Below are 20,027 nucleotides of genomic sequence, written 5' to 3'. Positions count from 1 at the left end.
TGCGACCGGCGGCCGTCCGTTCACCTGACGGCCGCCCGACACATCATTACGTTTTCAATTCAAAAAACTTTCATCTAGCGTCCCTACACTTCCGTCCAGTTTTCAATTTGCCTTCGCCGAGCTTGCCGACCGCCTGCTTCGCGAAGGCCATTCTTCCAACAACTGAAACTGGACTCCACATGCCCGCGTTGCCCAATGCTGCCCGTCGTCAGGCCCTGAAGATCCTCGCCGGCGCGCCGATGCTTCCCCTTTCCGGCCTCGCGCTGCCGGCCCTGCTGACGGGTTGCGGCGGCGACGACAATCCCGCGTCGACGCCGGCCCCGGTCGCCGCTGCATACACGTCGGCGACGTTCTCGGCGATGGCCGCCCCGACGCTCGACAACGCGGCCGCGATGGCCACGACGACGGTCGGCTCGACGCTGTCGGTGTCGTTCTCGGACGGCTCGGCGCGCAACTTCAAGCTCGCGTACCGGCCGTTCTTCGTGACGGGCGACCTGGTGCCGGACGGCAAGGGCGGCACGACGCTCGCGGGCGGCTACTACGACATCAACAACCAGCCGATCATCGATCGCTCGGTGGCCGGCAAGGAGCGCCAGTTCTATTCCGACTGCCCGGACGGCAGCTCGCTGCTGACGCTGAAGAACGCGAACGTGCCCGGCGTGAAGGGCAACACGGTGTTCGCCGTCGTGCAGTTCGAATACACGACGCGCGACCAGGCGAGCGCGTCGCAATACGGCCAGTTGCCGTCGCCGATCGCGGTGATCACGCTCGATCAGGATCCGGCCAACGGCGCGCTGAAGGTCGTCAAGTACCACAACGTCGACACGTCGAAGGCGCACGGCCTGTGGATCACGTGCGGCGCGAGCCTGTCGCCGTGGGGCACGCACCTGTCGAGCGAGGAGTACGAGCCGGACGCGACGAAGGTCGCGACCGACGCGCAGTTCAAGGCGTTCAGCAAGAACACGTTCGGCGACGAGACGAAGGCGAACCCCTACCACTACGGCCACCTGCCCGAGATCACCGTGAATCCGGACGGCACGGGCACCGTGAAGAAGCACTACTGCCTCGGCCGCATCTCGCACGAGCTGATCCAGGTGATGCCGGACCAGCGCACCGTGATGATGGGTGACGACGCCACCAACGGCGGCCTGTTCATGTTCGTCGCCGACAAGGCGGCCGACCTGTCCGCCGGCACGCTGTACGTCGCGAAGTGGACGCAGACGTCGTCGGCCGGCGCGGGCACCGCGACGCTCACGTGGATCAGGATCGGCCACGCAACCAGCAGCGAGATCGAAGCGCTCGCGAACACGCTGAAGGCGTCGGACATCATGGACCTGACGACCACCGACCCGAACGATGCGAGCTACACGAAGATCCACTTCGGCGGCAAGTTCAACTGGATGCGCGTGAAGCCGGGGATGGAAAAGGCGGCCGCATTCCTCGAGACACACCGCTACGCGGCGCTGCTCGGCGGCAGCATGGGCTTCACGAAGCTCGAAGGCACGACCGTGAACGCGAAGGACAAGATCGTCTACACGGCGATGTCGCGGATCGAGACGTCGATGGTCAAGGGCAATGCGGTGTCGCGCGACGTCGCGCTCGACAAGAAGATCGCCGCGGGCGCCGTCTATGCGCTGAACCTGAAGGGCAGCCAGCGCGACACGACGGGCAGCGCGATCGACAGCGAATGGGTGCCGGTCGACATGGGCGCGCCGGCCGCGCTCGTCGGCGAGGATCTCGCCACGGCCGACGGGCTCGGCAACCTCGCGAACCCGGACAAGATCGCGAACCCGGACAACCTGAAGTTCTCCGAAAAGCTGCGCACGCTCTTCATCGGCGAAGACTCGGGCATGCACGTGAACAACTTCCTGTGGGCCTACAACGTCGACACGAAGTCGCTGGCACGCGTGCTGTCGTGTCCGGCCGGCGCCGAATCGACGGGCCTGCATGCAGTCGACGAGATCAACGGCTGGACCTACATCATGAGCAACTTCCAGCACGCGGGCGACTGGGAATCGCCGCTGCACGACAAGGTCAAGCCGACGCTCGATCCGCTCGTGCGCACGAACTTCAAGGACCGCTTCGGCGCCAGCGTCGGCTACCTGACGGCCGAGCAGACCAGCATCCAGCTCGCGAAGGCCTGACCGGGTCACGCGAGGAGGTCCGCCCCCTGGTGGGCCCCTTTCTTCATCACCGTTCATTCGTCGGCGCTCCACGCCGTTTGATGCGCGATGCCCAGTGCGGGCATCGCGCTTTTTTTTGCGCACGCGAAGCACGCAAGGCGCGCGCGCAAACAGACGCTGCCCGCGTTCAAACGGGAGGTTTCGACGATCGGGGGATAATACGGGCCTGACGCGTCCGGGCGGACGGGCAGAAAGACAGGCAAAAAAAAGCGCCACGGAGACCGTGGCGCTAAAAAAGTTCTAGCCATTCCGAGGGCCGTGCTAGAACCTGAGAGACTGCGCGAAACATCGTTGCCGGTTAAACTCTTGAAACGATGTTTCGAAAACGTGAGACATTCTTTCCGTTTCCGCCCGACAAGTCAAGCGGTATTTGCACCGGTTCATGCACTTTCTGGCAACGCTCATTTGAGCGTTTTCCTAATAAACCAAGGGTGAACCCGTAAAATCTCATCCAATGACCGGTTCGCCCGCGGAACATGCATCCTTTGACAATAGTCCTACAATACCAACAAAATTGAAATCGAGTTTCGGAATTAGAGAGAATCCCTCGTGTCGACAACTGTAACCCCTCCCGCGTCGCGGGACCGTGAATCGTCGCCCGACGAGATCACCGCCCTTGCCCGCGGCCTCGCCGTGCTGCGCCGCATCGCGGCGGCCGACGCGCCGGTCAGCAACCGCGAGCTGACCGAACTGACCGGCATCCCGAAGCCGACCGTCTCGCGCATCACCGCGACGCTCGTCAGCGCCGGCTTCCTGTTCCAGTTGCCCGACAGCGAGCGCTTCGTGCTCACCGCGTCGGTGCTCGAACTGAGCCACGGCTTCCTGCGCAACTTCGACATCCGCGCGCGTTCGCGGCCGTTCATGATCGAGCTGGCCGAACGCACGTCGCTGTCCGTGCACCTCGCGGTGCGCGACCGGCTCGACATGGTCGCGATCGACGTGATCCGTCCGCGTTCGGCCGTACTCGTCACGCGCCTCGAAATCGGCTCGCGGATGGACATCGCGCGCACCGCCGTCGGCCGCGCGTATCTCGCCGCACTCGAGGACGACGAACGCCGCCAGTTGCTCGAGTCGCTGCGCACCACGGCGGGCGACGACTGGCCGCATGTGTCGGCCCGCCTGACCCCCGCGCTGGACGACGCGATGCGCGACGGCCACGCGATCGCGATCGGCGAATGGCGCGAAGGCCTGAATGCGGTCGCGGCCGGTTTCGTCGGTCCGTCGGGCCAGCGCTATTCGGTGAATTGCGGTGGCGCGTCGCACCAGTGCCCGCCCGAATGGCTGCACGAACACGTGGTGCCCGCACTGCATGAATGTATCGCGAAAATCACCCGCGAGATCGGCGGCGCACCGGCCCGTCGCATCAGCGTGTAATCGTTTCGTCATCGCACTGTCGCGTTCTGTAACGACCGTAACCCGTTGAAAGATAGGCCACTGGACTGTAACGGGGACGGGACGTAGGATCATGCCCATCGTCGCGCCGCACTCGCGGTGCGCACCGCTCTTTTCCCGCGCAGACCGGCGGGGGCCCGGACCGAGCCGGGCGCCTCCCCCGGCACCGCTTGCCCACGCGCAGCCCGGCAGCCCGATTTCCGGCCCGCCGCGCCGTCTTCCTGACAGATCACGATGGATAACGAACAAAAGCCCACGCCTCCTTCGAAAGACCCCGCGTCCCCCGTCGCGCGGCGCCCGCGCCGCACGCTGATGGCCGGCGCACTCGCGGTCGTCGTCATCGGCGGCCTGCTGTGGTGGCATCCGTGGAACCGCACGCCGGCAGCCGGCAGTGGTGCGAGCGGCGCGGGCGCAAGCGCCGCCGGGGGTGCCGGCGGCCACCGCGGCCGTGGCGGCCCCGCCGCGATGGCGAACGTTCCGCAGCCCGTGCAGGTCGCGACCGCGACCCAGGGCGAAATGCCGATCGTGCTGTCCGCGCTCGGCACCGTCACGCCGCTCGCGAACGTGACGGTCAAGACGCAGTTGTCCGGCTACCTGCAGTCGGTCGCGTTCCAGGAAGGCCAGATCGTCAAGAAGGGCGACCTGCTCGCGCAGATCGACCCGCGCCCGTACCAGGTCGCGCTCGAGAACGCCGAAGGCACGCATGCGCGCGACTCGGCGCTGCTCGCGACGGCCCGCCTCGACCTGAAGCGCTACCAGACGCTGCTGTCGCAGGACTCGATCGCGTCGCAGACCGTCGATACGCAGGCCTCCCTCGTCAAGCAATACGAAGGCGCGGTGAAGACCGACCAGGCCGCGATCGATTCCGCGAAGCTGAACCTCACGTATGCGCGTATCACCGCGCCGGTGTCGGGCCGCGTCGGCCTGCGCCAGGTCGACCCCGGCAACTACGTGACGCCGGGCGATACCAACGGCCTCGTCGTGATCACGCAGCTGCAGCCGATGAGCGTGATCTTCACGACGTCGGAAGACAACCTGCCGCAGATCCTCAAGCAGGTGAACGCGGGCCAGAAGCTGTCGGTCACCGCGTACAACCGCAACAACACGGTGCCGCTCGAGACGGGCTCGCTCGCGACGCTCGACAACCAGATCGACACGAGCACGGGCACCGTCAAGCTGCGCGCGAACTTCGATAACAAGGAAGGCATGCTGTTCCCGAATCAGTTCGTGAACACGCGCCTGCTCGTCGACGTGCTGCGCAACGCGACGATCGTGCCGACCTCGGCCGTGCTGACCGGCTCGATCGGCCAGTTCGTCTACGTCGTGAAACCCGACAACACGGTGACCGTGCGCAAGGTCACGATCGGCCCGGTCGACGGCGAACGCACGAGCATCGTCAGCGGCGTGTCGCTCGGCGAGCGCGTGGTGACCGACGGCTCCGACCGCCTGCGCGAAGGCGCGAAGATCTCGATCCCGGCCGACAAGCCGAAAGGCGCATCGGGCGCGCGCGGCGCCGGTGCGGCATCGGGCGCATCGGGTGCCGGCGGCCATCACGGCGGACACAAGCACGGCGCGTCGCAGGCAGCGGCCTCCGCGGCCCAGTAACGCGCGGGCCGCTCGATGAATCCATCCCGCCTCTTCATTCTCCGGCCGGTCGGTACCGCCCTCCTGATGGCGGCAATCATGCTGGCCGGTCTCGTCGCGCTGCGCTTCCTGCCGCTCGCCGCGCTGCCGGAAGTCGACTATCCGACGATCCAGGTCCAGACCTTCTACCCGGGCGCGAGCCCGGAGGTGATGACCTCGTCGGTCACCGCGCCGCTCGAACGGCAGTTCGGGCAGATGCCGTCGCTGAACCAGATGTCGTCGCAAAGCTCGGCCGGCTCGTCCGTGATCACGCTGCAGTTCTCGCTCGACCTGCCGCTCGACATCGCCGAACAGGAAGTGCAGGCGGCGATCAACGCGGCCGGCAACCTGCTGCCGTCCGACCTCCCTGCCCCACCGATCTACGCGAAGGTCAACCCGGCCGACGCGCCGGTGCTGACGCTCGCCGTCAAGTCGAAGACGCTGCCGCTCACGCAGGTGCAGGATCTCGCCGACACGCGCCTCGCGATGAAGATCTCGCAGGTCGCGGGCGTCGGTCTCGTCAGCCTGTCGGGCGGCAACCGCCCGGCCGTGCGGATCCAGGCGAACCCGACCGCGCTCGCGAAGTACGGGATGAACCTCGACGACCTGCGCACGACGATCTCGAACCTGAACGTGAACACGCCGAAGGGCAACTTTGACGGCCCGACGCGCGCGTACACCATCAACGCGAACGACCAGCTGACGAGCGCCGACCAGTACAACAGCGCGGTCGTCGCCTACAAGAACGGTCGCCCGGTGATGCTCACCGACGTCGCGACGGTCGTCGCCGGCTCGGAGAACACCAAGCTCGGCGCGTGGGTGAATGCCGACCCCGCGATCATCCTGAACGTGCAGCGCCAGCCGGGCGCGAACGTGATCGCGACCGTCGACGCGATCAAGGCGCAATTGCCGAAGCTGCAGGAAACGCTACCCGCCGCGCTCGACGTGGAGATCGTCACCGACCGCACGACGATGATCCGCGCCGCCGTGCGCGACGTGCAGTTCGAACTGATGCTCGCGGTCGCGCTGGTCGTGCTCGTGATGTACCTGTTCCTCGCGAACGTCTACGCGACGATCATCCCGAGCCTGTCGGTGCCGCTGTCGCTGATCGGCACGCTCGCGGTGATGTACATGGCCGGCTTCTCGCTGAACAACCTGTCGCTGATGGCGCTCACCATCGCGACCGGCTTCGTCGTCGACGATGCGATCGTGATGATCGAGAACATCGCGCGCTACGTCGAGGAAGGCGAAACGGGGCTCGAGGCCGCGCTGAAGGGCTCGCGGCAGATCGGCTTCACGATCATCTCGCTGACGGTGTCGCTGATCGCGGTGCTGATCCCGCTGCTGTTCATGGGCGACGTGGTCGGGCGCCTGTTCCATGAATTCGCGATCACGCTCGCGGTGACGATCGTGATCTCGGCGATCGTGTCGCTCACGCTCGTGCCGATGATGTGCGCGAAGCTGCTGCGCCATTCGCCGCCGCCCGAGAGCCATCGCTTCGAGGCGCGCGTGCACCGGGCGATCGACTGGGTGATCGCGCGCTACGCGGTCGCGCTCGAATGGGTGCTGAACCGCCAGCGCTCGACGCTCGTCGTCGCGCTGCTGACGCTCGCGCTGACTGGCCTGCTGTACGTCTACGTGCCGAAGGGCTTCTTCCCCGCGCAGGATACCGGCGTGATCCAGGCGATCACGCAGGCGCCGCAGTCGATCTCGTACGGCGCGATGGCGGAGCGCCAGCAGGCGCTCGCGGCCGAGATCCTGAAGGATCCGAACGTCGAGAGCCTCACGTCGTTCATCGGCGTCGACGGCAGCAACATCACGCTGAACAGCGGCCGGATGCTGATCAACCTGAAGGCGCGCGACGAACGCGCCGAGTCGGCCGCGCAGATCATCCGCGACCTGCAGCGCCGCGTCGCGAACATCACCGGCATCTCGCTGTTCATGCAGTCGGTGCAGGACCTGACGATCGACTCGACCGTCAGCCCGACGCAGTACCAGTTCATGCTGACGAGCCCGAACTCGGAAGAATTCGCGACCTGGGTGCCGAAGCTCGTGGCCCGGCTGCAGCAGGAGCCGTCGCTCGCCGACGTCGCGACCGACCTGCAAAGCAACGGCCAGTCCGTCTACATCGAGATCGACCGCCCGAGCGCCGCGCGCTTCGGCATCACGCCGGCGACCGTCGACAACGCGCTGTACGACGCGTTCGGCCAGCGCATCGTGTCGACGATCTTCACGCAGTCGAACCAGTACCGCGTGATTCTCGAGTCCGAGCCGAAGGACCAGCACTACGCGCAATCGCTGAACGACATCTACCTGCCGTCGGCGGGCGGCGGCCAGGTGCCGCTGTCGTCGATCGCGTCGTTCCACGAGCGGCCGTCGCCGCTCTTGGTCGCGCACCTGTCGCAGTTCCCGTCGACCACCATCTCGTTCAACCTCGCGCCGGGCGCGTCGCTCGGCGAGGCGGTCAAGGCGATCGACGCCGCCGAGAAGGACATCGGGCTGCCCGCGTCGTTCCAGACGCGCTTCCAGGGCGCGGCGCTCGCGTTCCAGGCATCGCTGTCGAACCAGCTGTTCCTGATCCTCGCCGCCGTCGTCACGATGTACATCGTGCTCGGCGTGCTGTACGAGAGCTACATCCACCCGATCACGATCCTGTCGACGCTGCCGTCGGCCGGCGTCGGCGCGCTGCTCGCGCTGATGATCACCGGGCACGACCTCGACATCATCGGGATCATCGGCATCGTGCTGCTGATCGGCATCGTGAAGAAGAACGCGATCATGATGATCGACTTCGCGCTCGAGGCCGAGCGCGTCGAAGGCAAGCCGCCGCGCGAGGCGATCTACCAGGCGTGCCTGCTGCGCTTCCGGCCGATCCTGATGACGACGCTCGCCGCGCTGCTCGGCGCGGTGCCGCTGATCGTCGGCTCCGGCGCGGGCTCGGAGCTGCGCCAGCCGCTCGGGATCGCGATCGCCGGCGGCCTGATCGTGTCGCAGGTGCTGACGCTGTTCACGACGCCCGTGATCTACCTCGGCTTCGACTCGCTCGCGCGCCGCGTGCGCGGCTGGTTCGAACGCCACGGCCCGCAAGCCGGCCCGCGCACGGATGCGTAGCAAGCAATGAACCTGTCACGCCCCTTCATCACCCGCCCCGTCGCGACGACGCTGCTCGCGATCGGCGTCGCGCTCGCGGGCCTGTTCGCGTTCGTCAAGCTGCCGGTGTCGCCGCTGCCGCAGGTCGACTTCCCGACCATCTCGGTGCAGGCGTCGCTGCCCGGCGCGAGCCCGGAAACGGTCGCGACCAGCGTGACGAGCCCGCTCGAGCGGCACCTCGGCTCGATCGCCGACGTGTCCGAAATGACGTCGACGAGCACGGTCGGCAACGCGCGGATCATCCTGCAGTTCGGCCTGAACCGCGACATCGACGGCGCCGCGCGCGACGTGCAGGCCGCGATCAACGCGGCGCGCGCCGACCTGCCCGCCGCGCTGAAGAGCAACCCGACCTACCGCAAGGTCAACCCGGCCGATTCGCCGATCATGATCGTGTCGCTGACGTCGGAGACCTCGTCGCCCGCGAAGCTGTACGACGCCGCGTCGACGGTGCTGCAGCAGTCGCTGTCGCAGATCGACGGGATCGGCCAGGTGTCGGTCAGCGGCTCCGCGAACCCGGCCGTGCGCGTCGAGCTCGAGCCGCAGGCGCTGTTCCACTACGGGATCGGCCTCGAGGACGTGCGTGCGGCGCTGGCCTCCGCGAACGCCAACGCGCCGAAGGGCGCGATCGAATTCGGCCCGCGGCGCTACCAGCTCTATACGAACGACCAGGCATCCCAGGCGTCGCAATACCGCGACCTCGTCGTGGCCTACCGCAACGGCTCGGCCGTGCGGCTGTCCGACCTGTCGGACGTCGTCGATTCGGTCGAGGATCTCCGCAACCTCGGCCTGTCGAACGGCAAGCGCGCGGTGCTCGTGATCCTCTATCGCTCGCCCGGCGCGAACATCATCGACACGATCGACCGCGTGCGCGCGGCGCTGCCGCAGCTCACTGCGTCGCTGCCGGCCGACATCACCGTCACGCCCGTGCTCGACCGCTCGACCACGATTCGCGCGTCGCTGAAGGACACCGAGCACACGCTGCTGATCGCGGTCAGCCTCGTCGTGATGGTCGTGTTCCTGTTCCTGCGCAACTGGCGCGCGACGCTGATCCCGAGCGTCGCGGTGCCGATCTCGATCATCGGCACGTTCGGCGCGATGTACCTGCTCGGCTTCTCGATCGACAACCTGTCGCTGATGGCGCTGATCGTCGCGACCGGCTTCGTCGTCGACGATGCGATCGTCGTGCTCGAGAACATCTCGCGGCATATCGAGAACGGCAAGTCGCGCATGCAGGCCGCGTTCGACGGCGCGCGCGAGGTCGGCTTCACGGTGTTGTCGATGAGCATTTCGCTCGTCGCGGTGTTCCTGCCGATCCTGCTGATGGGCGGCATCGTCGGGCGGCTGTTCCGCGAGTTCGCACTGACGCTGTCGCTCGCGATCGCCGTCTCGCTCGCGGTGTCGCTCACGGTCACGCCGATGATGTGCGCACGCCTGCTGCCCGAGTCGCACGACCCGCAAAACGAAGGCCGCTTCGGGCGTTTCCTGGAACGTTGTTTCAGCCGCATGCAGCGCGGCTACGAGCGCTCGCTGTCGTGGGCGCTGCGCCGGCCGCTCCTGATCCTGCTGACGCTGTTCGCGACGATCGGGCTGAACGTCTACCTGTACATCGTCGTGCCGAAGGGTTTCTTCCCGCAGCAGGACACCGGGCTGATGATCGGCGGCATCCGGGCCGACCAGTCGACGTCGTTCCAGGCGATGAAGCTGAAGTTCTCCGAGATGATGCGCATCGTGCAGAGCAACCCGAACGTGAAGAGCGTCGCGGGCTTCACCGGCGGCACGCAGACCAACTCGGGCTTCATGTTCGTCACGCTGAAGGATCGCACCGAGCGCAAGCTGTCGGCCGACCAGGTGATCCAGCAACTGCGCGTCCCGCTGTCGGATGTCGCCGGCGCGAGCACGTTCCTGCAGGCCGCGCAGGACATTCGCGTCGGGGGCCGGCAGAGCAACGCGCAGTACCAGTTCACGCTGCTCGGCGATTCGAGCGCCGACCTGTACAAGTGGGGGCCGATCCTGACCGAGGCGCTGCAGAAGCGCCCCGAGCTGACCGACGTGAACTCCGACCAGCAGCAAGGCGGCATGGAAGCCATGGTGACGATCGACCGGGCGACGGCCGCGCGGTTCGGCATCAAGCCCGCGCAGATCGACAATACGCTGTACGACGCATTCGGCCAGCGCCAGGTCTCGACGATCTACAACCCGCTGAACCAGTACCACGTGGTGATGGAAGTCGCGCCGAAGTACTGGCAGAGCCCCGAGATGCTGAACCAGGTGTGGATCAGCACGTCGGGCGGCAGCGCGAACGGCTCGCAGACCACCAACGCAGCGGCCGGCACCTACGTCGCGACCTCCGCCGGCACGTCGAGCGCCGGCACGGCCACGCAGAGCGCCGCGGCGATCGCGTCCGACTCCGCGCGCAACCAGGCGCTCAACTCGATCGCCGCGAGCGGCAAGTCGAGCGCGTCGTCGGGTGCGTCGGTATCGACGTCGAAGTCGACGATGATCCCGCTGTCGGCGATCGCGACGTTCGGGCCGAGCACGACGCCGCTGTCGGTCAACCACCAGGGGCTGTTCGTCGCGACGACGATCTCGTTCAACCTGCCGCCCGGCGTGTCGCTGTCGCAGGCGACGCAGGTGATCTACCAGACGATGGCGCAGGTCGGCGTCCCGCCGACCATCGTCGGCAGCTTCCAGGGCACCGCGCAGGCGTTCCAGCAGTCGATGAACGACCAGCCGATCCTGATCCTCGCGGCGCTGCTGGCCGTCTATATCGTGCTCGGGATCCTGTACGAGAGCTACATCCACCCGATCACGATCCTGTCGACGCTGCCGTCGGCCGGCGTCGGCGCGCTGCTCGCGCTGCTGCTGTTCAAGACCGAGTTCAGCATCATCGCGCTGATCGGCGTGATCCTGCTGATCGGGATCGTGAAGAAGAACGCGATCATGATGGTCGACTTCGCGATCGACCAGACGCGCAACAACCAGAAGTCGTCGTTCGACGCGATCCACGAGGCGTGCCTGCTGCGCTTCCGCCCGATCATGATGACGACGATGGCCGCGCTGCTCGGCGCGCTGCCGCTCGCGTTCGGCCACGGCGACGGCGCCGAGCTGCGCGCGCCGCTCGGGATCGCGATCGCCGGCGGCCTGATCGTGTCGCAGGTGCTGACGCTCTATACGACGCCGGTCGTCTACCTGTACATGGACCGCTTCCGCGTGTGGGCCGAGAAACGGCGCAACCGCCGCGGGAATAACGGCGGCCCGGCTGTCGCCGGGGAGTGATGAAGCGGCCGCCTCGTGCGGCCGTTTTTTTTGCGCCTGAACCGCGGCGACGATCGGCTATCGTGTGTCCATGCCCACCGCCGTCCCCTTCCCGGGAACCCGCCATGAACGTCCAGCTCAACCACACGATCGTCTGGTGCCGCGACAAGCGCGCGTCGAGCCGCTTCCTCACCGAGCTGCTGGAATTGCCGCCGCCGACGCCGTTCGGCGCGATGCTGGTCGTCCCGCTCGGCAACGGCGTGTCGCTCGATTTTTATGAACGGTCGGGAGAGATCGCGTCGCAGCATTACGCGTTCCTGCTCGACGAAGCAGGCTTCGATCGCGTGCTCGCGCGCATTCGCGAGCGCGGGCTGCCGCACTGGGCCGATCCGGCGAAGCGGCAACCCGATGACATCTACCGCCACAACGGCGGCCGAGGCGTGTACTTCGACGATCCGGACGGCCACTTCCTCGAAGTGATGACGCAGCCTTATGCGCTGAACGGCTAGAACGGCTAGTTCGACGGGCCGGCGTTGCACCGGCCGGACCCGTGGCGCGGCTGCCGCCCCGCCCGGGACGGCATCCGGCCGACCGGGTTACTCGGCAGCGTCCGCCGCCGTCTTGCGCGGACGACGCGCGCGCGGGGCGGCCTTGCGGGCCGGCTTCTTCGGCTTGGCAGCGGCCGGCGCTTGCGCAACCGCATCGGCATGGGCTTCAGCCGGCGCCGCGTCGTGCGACGGCTGGGCGGCGGCACGCTCGCCGCCGGCATCGCCTGCCGCCGGCCCGGCGTGCGTCATCGTGACATGCCGCTCGTCGCCCTGCGCCGCGTCGCGATGCGCGTCGTCGGCATGCTTGCCGTGCGCGTGCTTGTCGTCGCCGTGCTGCGGCGCGCCATGCCCGGCAGCGTCCGGCTTCCCGGCTGCCTGACGGCCTGCGCTCTTCGCGGCGGCACCCTTCTTCGCGCCTGCCTTCTTCGCCGCGGTCTTGCGCGCGCGCTTGCGGCCATCCTTCGCGTCGCCATGCGCATCGGCCACTTCGGCCACTTCGACCGTTTCCGCCGACGACATCAGCGGTGCCGCCTCGGCGACCTCGGCCACTTCCGTCTCGTCCGCCTCGACCGGCACGCTTTCGTGCATGACCGCTTCCGCCCGCTGCCCGCGACGTTGCGCATTGCGCCCGGCCCGCGCCGGCTCGGCCGCGCGCGTGCCGTGGTGCGCGCCGCCGTGCCCGCCGCCTTCACCGTCGGCCGTGACATGCTCCACGGCCGCCGACTGGCGCGCCCGCGACACGAACGCGCCCGACTTGTCGTCACGCCCCACTTCGAGCAGGCCGCGCGCCTGCGCCTCGTCGAGCAGGTTGCCGAACGCGCGGAATCCGTAGTACGACTCGTTGAAATCCGGCTTGCGACGCTTGATCGCGCTCTTGAGCACCGACGCCCAGATCTTGCCGACGTCGTCCCGCTCCGACGCCAACGCGTCGAACGTCTCGACCGCCAGCGCGATCGCCTCGGCCTTGCGCGCGTCCATGTCGTGCTTGCGCGACGGCTCGTCCGGCCGCTTCGCGCCGCCGTTGCCCGCACGCTGCTGCTGTTCGCGCTTCGCGAGCGCGCGCTGCTGCTCGCGCACCAGGTCGTCGTAGAAGATGAATTCGTCGCAGTTCGCGACCAGCAGGTCCGACGTCGATTTCTTCACGCCGACGCCGATCACCTTCTTCGCGTTCTCGCGCAGCTTCGACACCAGCGGCGAAAAATCCGAGTCGCCGCTGATGATCACGAACGTATCGACGTGCGACTTCGTGTAGCAGAGGTCGAGCGCGTCGACGACGAGCCGGATGTCGGCCGAGTTCTTGCCCGACTGGCGCACGTGCGGAATCTCGATCAGCTCGAAGCTCGCCTCGTGCATCGACGCCTTGAAGCCCTTGTAGCGATCCCAGTCGCAATAGGCCTTCTTCACGACGATGCTGCCCTTCAGCAGCAGGCGCTCCAGCACGGGCTTGATGTCGAACTTCTCGTACTTCGCGTCGCGCACGCCGAGCGCGACGTTCTCGAAGTCGCAGAACACGGCCATGCTGACGTTGTCCAGGGGTATTGCCATGTGTACTCCAACCAGTGGGCCGATGCGTTGTATGACGTAACGGCGAAAAATGCATCGCGCACATGATAGCCGGTCGGCGCGTCATTCCCGCATCCGTGTGAATGAATGGCCGCCGGTACGGCCGATGCCGGTATGCCCGATGCCGGTACGCCCGATGCCGGTATGCCCCTTAATACACACCCGCCGCATCGGCAAATCGACATTACACTTGAGTTATCGGTCGTCCGTCCCTATCTGGAAGGATGACGCATCGAGCAAGGAGCGGTTTCATGACGACGAAGGTACTGCTGATTGGCGCGACCGGTCGAACGGGCCAGGCCTGCGCGGATCTGCTGCTCAAGCAGCCGGAGTTCGAGGTCACGGCGCTCGTGCGCCGGCACGGCTATGCGCTGGCGGGCGCACGGGTGGTCGAAGCCGACCTGAAGAACGATTTCTCGCACGCATTCCAGGGCATCTCACACGTGATCTACGCGGCCGGCTCGGCCGAATCGGAGGGCGCGGCCGAAGAGGAGCAGGTCGACCGCGACGCGGTCGCCCGCGCGGCCGAATATGCGCTGGCTTACAACGCGCAGAAGCTGGTGGTGATCAGCTCGCTGTCCGCGTACCGGCCCGAACTCGGCCCGGACGCGCTGCGCCACTATTCGCAGATGAAGCGCGAAGGCGACGATCGCGTGATCGCGTCGGGCGTCGACTACGTGATCCTGCGCCCCGGCCCGCTCACGGACGATCCGGGTGTCGGCAAGATCGCGCTCACCGACGCATGGTTCGATGGCGCCCCACCCGTGTCGCGCCAGGATGTCGCGTGGGCCGCGATCGAGGCGATCAAGCTGGGCATCTCGCGCAAGATCGTCGGCTTCGTCGGCGGCAGCGTGCCGATCGAGCAGGCATTGCGCGCCTAGCGGCCTCTCGCGCCGCCGCCCGGGCGGCGCGTTGCTCCGTACCGGCGGCCCGCACAACGGGCCGCTTTGCCGTGCGGGCCGCCCGCTTACTGCTTCGGATGCGCGTCAGCCCACGCCTTCACGGCGGCGAGCGTGTTCTCGACGTGCTTGTCGGGCGACATGCTCGTGTATTCGTAGAGCACCTTCCCTTCCGGCGAAATCACGTAGGACACGCGGTTCGCCTTGTCGATCGCCGGCAGCTTCGCATCGTATTCCCGGATGATCTTCGCATCCGGATCGGCCGCGACCGGGAACTTGCTCCGGCACTCGCTCACCGAGAACTTCGTCAGCGTGTCGATCTTGTCAGCCGAGACGCCGATCACCGTCGCGCCGTAAGCCTTGTAACGGTCGACCGCGTCCGCGAACGCATGCGCCTCGATCGTGCAGCCCTTCGTGAACGCGGCCGGGTAGAAATACAGCACGACCGGCCCCTGCTTCAGCGCGTCCGCGAGCGAGTACGTGTAAGTCTTGCCGCCCAGCGACGCCTGCGTCGTGAAATCGGGCGCCGCGGCACCCGGCTTCAATTCCGCCTGCGCCATCAGCGCATGGCCGGCCACCAGCGCCGCCACGGCGGCGCCCAGCAACAGTTTTCGCTTCATCTGCGTCCTCATTTCTTATAAAGTCAGCCTCGATGTAGGCCCCGCCGGCGTTCGCCTGTCGAACACCCGCGTGGCCGATCCGGTCCAGCGGCAACGCCATCCGCGGCCTGTCCGTTAAAGATTCCGCACAGTCTGCCGTTATTCCTTCCGGACAACCGGTTCCAGCCCTTCACGTCAGCGAGAAACATGGAAGCCAACAGGAAACAGACGTCACGCAAGGGCTCCTGGCGCAGCGCCTTGCATACGCTGCGCCGCTTCGCCTGGTCGGGCGGCGCGCTGATGCCCGCGCGCGCCGGTGCGCCGCGACGCGACGACTCCGTGCGCAACTGGCTGGAACAGACGGTCGGCACGGTGGATTTCCTCGCCCATGTCGACCGCGAACTGCGCTTTCTGTACGTGTCCGACGCGAGCCTGCGCTTCATCGGCTACCACCGCGACTACCTGCACACGCTGACGCTGCGCGACCTGATCGCCGAACAGGATACCGCGGCGCTCGAAGGCCTGCTTGCACGCGCCGCGCGTTCCGGCCAGGTCGAGAAGGCGACGATGTGCATCGTCAAGTCGCTCACCTACCCGCTGGACGTCGAGATCCGCGCGTTCAAGAGCCGCCACCACGGCGTCGACGGGTTCGCGATCGCGGCGTTCGACGTGTCGTCGTGGCGCGCGCTCGAGGCCCGCCTGACTTACGAGATGCACCACGACCCGATGACGGGGCTCGACAACCTGTCCGCGCTCGTGCCCGCGCTGATGCGCGCGCAGCAGGCCGCCGACGGGGACGGCTCGTGCGCGGCGCTGCTGCTGCTCGACCTCGACGACTACCAGCGGATCAACCGCGCGCTCGGCTACGACGCGGGCGACACGCTGCTGCGCGAGACCGCGCAGCGGCTGAAGGCGCTCGTCACGCCGAACGAGCAGCTCGCGCGCGTCGCGAGCGACAAGTTCGCGGTCGTGCTCGGCGCGCCGAACCGCACGCAGGCGAGCAATGCGGCGGACGCACTCGCACGCCGGCTGCAGGCCGCGGTGCGCGAGCCCTACGTGTACCAGGGGCAGACCGTGCACCTGTCCGCGAGCATCGGCATCGCGCTCTACCCTGACGAGCGCTCGGCGCCGCACCGCGCGCAGCACCACAGCCCGCTGCTGCGCCGCGCCGACCACGCGCTCGCGCAGGCGAAGGCGTCGGGCGGCAATGCGCTCGCGTTCCACGCCCCCGTCGACGATCCGGCCGACGCCGAACGGCTGAAGCTCGAGGCCGACCTGTACGACGGCGTGCGCAACGGCGAGTTTTCGCTCCATTTCCAGCCGATCACGCGCAGCCAGTCGGGCGCGGTGGTCGGGGTCGAGGCGCTCATCCGCTGGCGCCATCCGGTGCACGGCCTCGTGCCGCCGGCGACCTTCATTCCGCTCGCCGAATCGATCGGCCTGATCAACTATCTCGGCAACTGGGTGCTCAAGGCCGCGTGCATGCAGCTCGTCGCCTGGGACCGTCAGGGGCTCGCGCTGCAGTACGTGGCGGTCAACGTGTCGCCGCAGCAGTTCCGCGACCCGCGCTTCACGCAGAGCGTGCGCGAGGCGATCGCGCTGACGGGCATCGACCCGCGCCGCATCGTGCTCGAAATCACCGAAAGCCTGCTGATGCACGATCCCGCGCAGGCCAAGGGGCTGCTCGAGGAGCTGACCGATCTCGGCATCCGCTTCGCCATCGACGATTTCGGCACCGGCTATTCGAGCCTCGCGTACCTGCAGCGCTTCCCGCTCGCGAAGCTGAAGATCGACCGCAGTTTCGTCGAGAACCTGCTGACCTCGCGCAATGACCGCGCGATCGTGTCGGCGGTGGTCGGCCTCGCGCAGACGCTCGATCTCGAACTCGTCGCCGAAGGCGTCGAGACCGAGGCGCAGCGCGAATTGCTGACGGAGATGGGCTGCAACCATATCCAGGGCTGGCTCGTCTGCCAGGCGCTGCCGTCCGAGGAGCTCGCGCGGCGCTTCGAGGCGCAGCAGCTGCACCTGCACGCCGCCGCCTGACGCGCGCGGCGAACCGGACAGATCCGTATGTCAATCACCGAACACCTGCCCCGCACCGCATTGCTCGACAAGCTGTGGGCCCGGATGAACGAACGGGGCGATTTCCCGCTGCTGTCGGAATCGCTGCGCGCGACGATGGCCGCGATGAAGAACGACGACCTCGACTTCACCGCGCTCGTGCGCGTCGTGCTGTCGGACTTCGCGCTCACGCAGAAAGTGCTGCGACTCGCGAACTCCGCGATGTACATGGCGTTCGGCGGCAACATCACGACCGTGACCCGCGCCCTGATGGTGCTCGGCATGGACGCCGTCGGCCACCTGGTCGTCGGGCTCAAGCTCGTCGACCATTTCCACCACAGTACGCCGCGGCGCATCGACGCGAAGCTCGAGCTGAACCGGGCGCTGCTGTCCGGCTGCGTCGCGCGCAAGCTCACCGAGCGCGCCGAGCTGCGCGCGGGCGAGGAAGCCGTCGTCTGCACGCTGATGCGCCAGGTCGGCAAGCTGCTCGTGGTCTGCTATCTCGACAGCGAATGGGACCGGATCCGCCGTCGCGCGGCCGAGCTGAACGGCGACGAAGCGGCCGCCTGCATCGATGTGCTCGGCGTCGGCTTCGACGAGATCGGGCTCGAGGCGGCCGCGCGCTGGCGCTTGCCCGACGTGATCCGCGCGGGGATGGCCGATCGTGACCACGTGGTCCATGCCGACGCGTTCGGCAACGAGGATGACGATCACGACGCGGGCCGTGCGACCGATGACGGCCCGGCCGACCGCGTCCGCTGGCTGCGCGCGATCAGCCGCTGCTCGACCGACGTCGCGGGCGCGCTGGTGATGCCCGCGAGCCCGCAGCGCGACGCGCGCATCGCGGCGCTCGCGCAGCACTACGGTGCGGAGCTCGACATGGAATCCGACGCGCTCGTCGAGATCGCCGAGCGGCTCGCGCGCGAGGAAGCGAGCGACACCGTGATGCGCGAGATCGTCGAGCTGCGCGCGAACGCCGATGCGATCGCGCGCGCACAGGCCGCGCCCGAGGCATGCCTCGAAGCCGGCCTCGCGGACCTGCGTGCGCTGCCGTCCGAGCACGTGCTGACGCCGGTGCTCGCGCTCGCGTCGGAAAGCCTGCTGGCCGGCCTCGCGTTCACGCGCACCGTGATGTTCGTGCGCCACGACGACGGCATGTTCGCCGCGCGCCTCGGCTTCGGCCCCGGCGTCGACACGACGCTCGACCGGCTGCGCTTCGACGAGCGCTTCGAGCCGGACGTGTTTCATCTCGCGATCTCGAACTCGGTCGGCATCTTCATCGAGCAGGCGCAGGAGCCGAAGATGCTCAAGCGCCTGCCCGCGTGGTATCTCGACGCATTCGACGACACGCGCGCGTTCGTGCTGCTGCCGGTGCGCGTCGGCACGACGACCGTCGCGCTGCTGTACGGCGACTGGGCCGGCGCGCAGCCCGCGCGCAAGATCACGCAGCAGGAGATGGCCGTGCTCAACGAGCTGGCGCGCGAACTGGGCCGGTTCTTTCCGGCCTGACGCGGCCGCCGGCCGCTGCTGCACGGTGTCCCCCGTCCGCGGTTTCCTGTCGTCCGCGGTCTTTCGTCATTTCCCGCCCCCAAAAACAAACCGGCCGCATCAGCGGCCGGTTTGCTTGCATCGTGCGATCGAGCGCAGCGCTTACTTGAGCGTCACGGGCACGCTGAAGTACTTCTTCGCGAGGTTGTCGATCGTGCCGTCGGCCTTCAGTTCCTTCAGCGCCTGATCGAGCGCGGTCTTCAGCGCCGCGTCGTTCTTGCGCAGGCCGAAGCCGACGCCCGAACCGAGGATCTCGGCGTCGCTCACGGTACCGCCCGCGAACGCGAAGCCCTGGCCTTGCGGCTTCGTCAGGAAGCCCTTCGAGCCGGCTTCCGCGTCCTGGAACGTCGCGTCGAGACGGCCCGACTTCAGGTCGGCGTAGGCCAGGTCCTGTGTCTGGTACGGCACGACTTCGACGCCGGCCGGCGCCCACTTCTTCTTCGCGTACGCTTCCTGGATCGTGCCCTGCAGCACGCCCACGCGCTTGCCCTTCAGCGATTGCGGGGTCGGCAGCAGGCCGCTCCCCTGCTTCGCGATCAGCTGGTTCGGGATCGTGTAGATCGCATCGGTGAACGCGATCGCGTGCTTGCGCTGGTCGGTGATCGTCATGTCCGAGTTGATCGCGTCGAACTTGCGCGCCTGCAGCGCCGGGATCAGGCCGTCGAAGTCGTTCTCGACCCACACGCACTTCGTCTTCAGCTTCGCGCACACCGCGTTGCCGATGTCGATGTCGAAGCCGGTCAGCTTGCCGTCGGGCGTCTTGTATTCGAACGGCGCGTACGAGGCTTCGACGCCGAAACGGATCTCTTTCAGATCCGCTGCCATCGCGCTGCCTGCCGCCACGGCCGATGCCGCCACCACCGCGTGCGCGGCCACTTTACGCCAATCCAACTTCATCAGGTGTTCTCCTCGATACTCGAATGTTCCGGAACTACGGGCGCATGCATCATTGCAGGGTCGGATGACCACGGCAATGCCGCCGCCGCGCCGTGATGCGGCGCAACAGCCGCAAGGCCGCGATTGTACCAATCCGCGCGGCCCGATATGGCAAAGCAGCCGCCGGCACGTGATGCTGCGCTGCGGGCGCCGACGTCAGCCGGGCGGCCCGTCGAACTTGCAAGACGATGTCGCAAACACGCAAGCGCGACCCGCGGGCCTTCTGCACGACGGGTGGGCATTATCTCGAAACAGGAATGGTGGCCGGGC

General features: G+C 67.5%; 12 protein-coding genes. 9 read left to right on the top strand and 3 right to left on the bottom strand.

Annotated elements, in window-relative coordinates; translation table 11 throughout:
• Positions 1-179: 179 nt before the first annotated feature.
• The 6 genes from CFB39_RS06125 (at position 180) to CFB39_RS06095 (ending at position 12,112) form a co-directional block, all read left to right on the top strand.
• Complete coding sequence (locus tag CFB39_RS06125) at positions 180-2,144, top strand: PhoX family phosphatase (protein WP_089472445.1); 1,965 nt, start codon at positions 180-182, stop codon at positions 2,142-2,144.
• Positions 2,145-2,732: 588 nt separating this feature from the next.
• Positions 2,733-3,557: an IclR family transcriptional regulator gene (locus CFB39_RS06120; RefSeq protein ID WP_089424904.1), complete on the top strand. Its 825-nt coding sequence runs from the start codon at positions 2,733-2,735 to the stop codon at positions 3,555-3,557.
• Positions 3,558-3,809: 252 nt separating this feature from the next.
• A complete protein-coding gene (locus CFB39_RS06115; RefSeq protein WP_089472444.1) occupies positions 3,810-5,180 on the top strand; it encodes an MdtA/MuxA family multidrug efflux RND transporter periplasmic adaptor subunit in 1,371 nt (456 codons plus the stop codon).
• 15 nt (positions 5,181-5,195) lie between these two features.
• Positions 5,196-8,309: an MdtB/MuxB family multidrug efflux RND transporter permease subunit gene (locus tag CFB39_RS06110; RefSeq protein WP_089472443.1), complete on the top strand. Its 3,114-nt coding sequence runs from the start codon at positions 5,196-5,198 to the stop codon at positions 8,307-8,309.
• A 6-nt stretch (positions 8,310-8,315) separates the two neighbouring features.
• Positions 8,316-11,624: an efflux RND transporter permease subunit gene (locus tag CFB39_RS06105; protein WP_089472442.1), complete on the top strand. Its 3,309-nt coding sequence runs from the start codon at positions 8,316-8,318 to the stop codon at positions 11,622-11,624.
• Between the two features lie 104 nt (positions 11,625-11,728).
• A complete protein-coding gene (locus tag CFB39_RS06095) occupies positions 11,729-12,112 on the top strand; it encodes a VOC family protein (protein WP_089472440.1) in 384 nt (127 codons plus the stop codon).
• Between the two features lie 87 nt (positions 12,113-12,199).
• On the opposite strand, the gene CFB39_RS06090 is transcribed toward CFB39_RS06095, so the two are convergent.
• Positions 12,200-13,696, bottom strand: a complete 1,497-nt coding sequence (locus CFB39_RS06090; RefSeq protein WP_089472439.1) for an NYN domain-containing protein — start codon at positions 13,694-13,696, stop codon at positions 12,200-12,202.
• A gap of 269 nt (positions 13,697-13,965) precedes the next feature.
• On the opposite strand from CFB39_RS06090, the gene CFB39_RS06085 reads away from it, so the two are divergent.
• Positions 13,966-14,595 carry an NAD(P)H-binding protein gene (locus tag CFB39_RS06085; RefSeq protein ID WP_089472438.1) on the top strand — a complete coding sequence of 210 codons (630 nt, stop codon included), beginning with the start codon at positions 13,966-13,968 and terminating at the stop codon, positions 14,593-14,595.
• A gap of 86 nt (positions 14,596-14,681) precedes the next feature.
• On the opposite strand, the gene CFB39_RS06080 is transcribed toward CFB39_RS06085, so the two are convergent.
• The gene (locus CFB39_RS06080; protein WP_089430805.1) at positions 14,682-15,233 is read right to left on the bottom strand and encodes a peroxiredoxin; all 552 of its coding nucleotides are present in this window, start codon (positions 15,231-15,233) and stop codon (positions 14,682-14,684) included.
• 279 nt (positions 15,234-15,512) lie between these two features.
• Between CFB39_RS06080 and cdpA the strand changes: the two genes are divergently transcribed.
• Positions 15,513-17,255 (top strand): bifunctional diguanylate cyclase/phosphodiesterase, encoded by a 1,743-nt coding sequence (gene cdpA / locus CFB39_RS06075; RefSeq protein ID WP_206150870.1) that lies wholly within the window; start codon positions 15,513-15,515, stop codon positions 17,253-17,255.
• 27 nt (positions 17,256-17,282) lie between these two features.
• Positions 17,283-18,782 (top strand): HDOD domain-containing protein, encoded by a 1,500-nt coding sequence (locus CFB39_RS06070; RefSeq protein ID WP_089472436.1) that lies wholly within the window; start codon positions 17,283-17,285, stop codon positions 18,780-18,782.
• Between the two features lie 141 nt (positions 18,783-18,923).
• On the opposite strand, the gene CFB39_RS06065 is transcribed toward CFB39_RS06070, so the two are convergent.
• Positions 18,924-19,718 (bottom strand): ABC transporter substrate-binding protein, encoded by a 795-nt coding sequence (locus CFB39_RS06065; RefSeq protein ID WP_043182082.1) that lies wholly within the window; start codon positions 19,716-19,718, stop codon positions 18,924-18,926.
• Positions 19,719-20,027 lie beyond the last annotated feature (309 nt).

Source organism: Burkholderia sp. AU6039 (assembly GCF_002223365.1).
GTDB lineage: Bacteria > Pseudomonadota > Gammaproteobacteria > Burkholderiales > Burkholderiaceae > Burkholderia.
Note: the sequence above shows the minus strand (reverse complement) of the source record. Positions and strands in the feature narration are given on the sequence as shown.

Coding starts and splice junctions, on each gene's coding strand:
- CFB39_RS06085 (WP_089472438.1), top strand. CDS start 13,966: ATGACGACGAAGGTACTGCTGATTGGCGCGACCGGTCGAACGGGCCAG.
- cdpA (WP_206150870.1), top strand. CDS start 15,513: ATGCCCGCGCGCGCCGGTGCGCCGCGACGCGACGACTCCGTGCGCAAC.
- CFB39_RS06110 (WP_089472443.1), top strand. CDS start 5,196: ATGAATCCATCCCGCCTCTTCATTCTCCGGCCGGTCGGTACCGCCCTC.
- CFB39_RS06115 (WP_089472444.1), top strand. CDS start 3,810: ATGGATAACGAACAAAAGCCCACGCCTCCTTCGAAAGACCCCGCGTCC.
- CFB39_RS06125 (WP_089472445.1), top strand. CDS start 180: ATGCCCGCGTTGCCCAATGCTGCCCGTCGTCAGGCCCTGAAGATCCTC.
- CFB39_RS06065 (WP_043182082.1), bottom strand. CDS start 19,718: ATGAAGTTGGATTGGCGTAAAGTGGCCGCGCACGCGGTGGTGGCGGCA.
- CFB39_RS06095 (WP_089472440.1), top strand. CDS start 11,729: ATGAACGTCCAGCTCAACCACACGATCGTCTGGTGCCGCGACAAGCGC.
- CFB39_RS06080 (WP_089430805.1), bottom strand. CDS start 15,233: ATGAAGCGAAAACTGTTGCTGGGCGCCGCCGTGGCGGCGCTGGTGGCC.
- CFB39_RS06105 (WP_089472442.1), top strand. CDS start 8,316: ATGAACCTGTCACGCCCCTTCATCACCCGCCCCGTCGCGACGACGCTG.
- CFB39_RS06090 (WP_089472439.1), bottom strand. CDS start 13,696: ATGGCAATACCCCTGGACAACGTCAGCATGGCCGTGTTCTGCGACTTC.
- CFB39_RS06070 (WP_089472436.1), top strand. CDS start 17,283: ATGTCAATCACCGAACACCTGCCCCGCACCGCATTGCTCGACAAGCTG.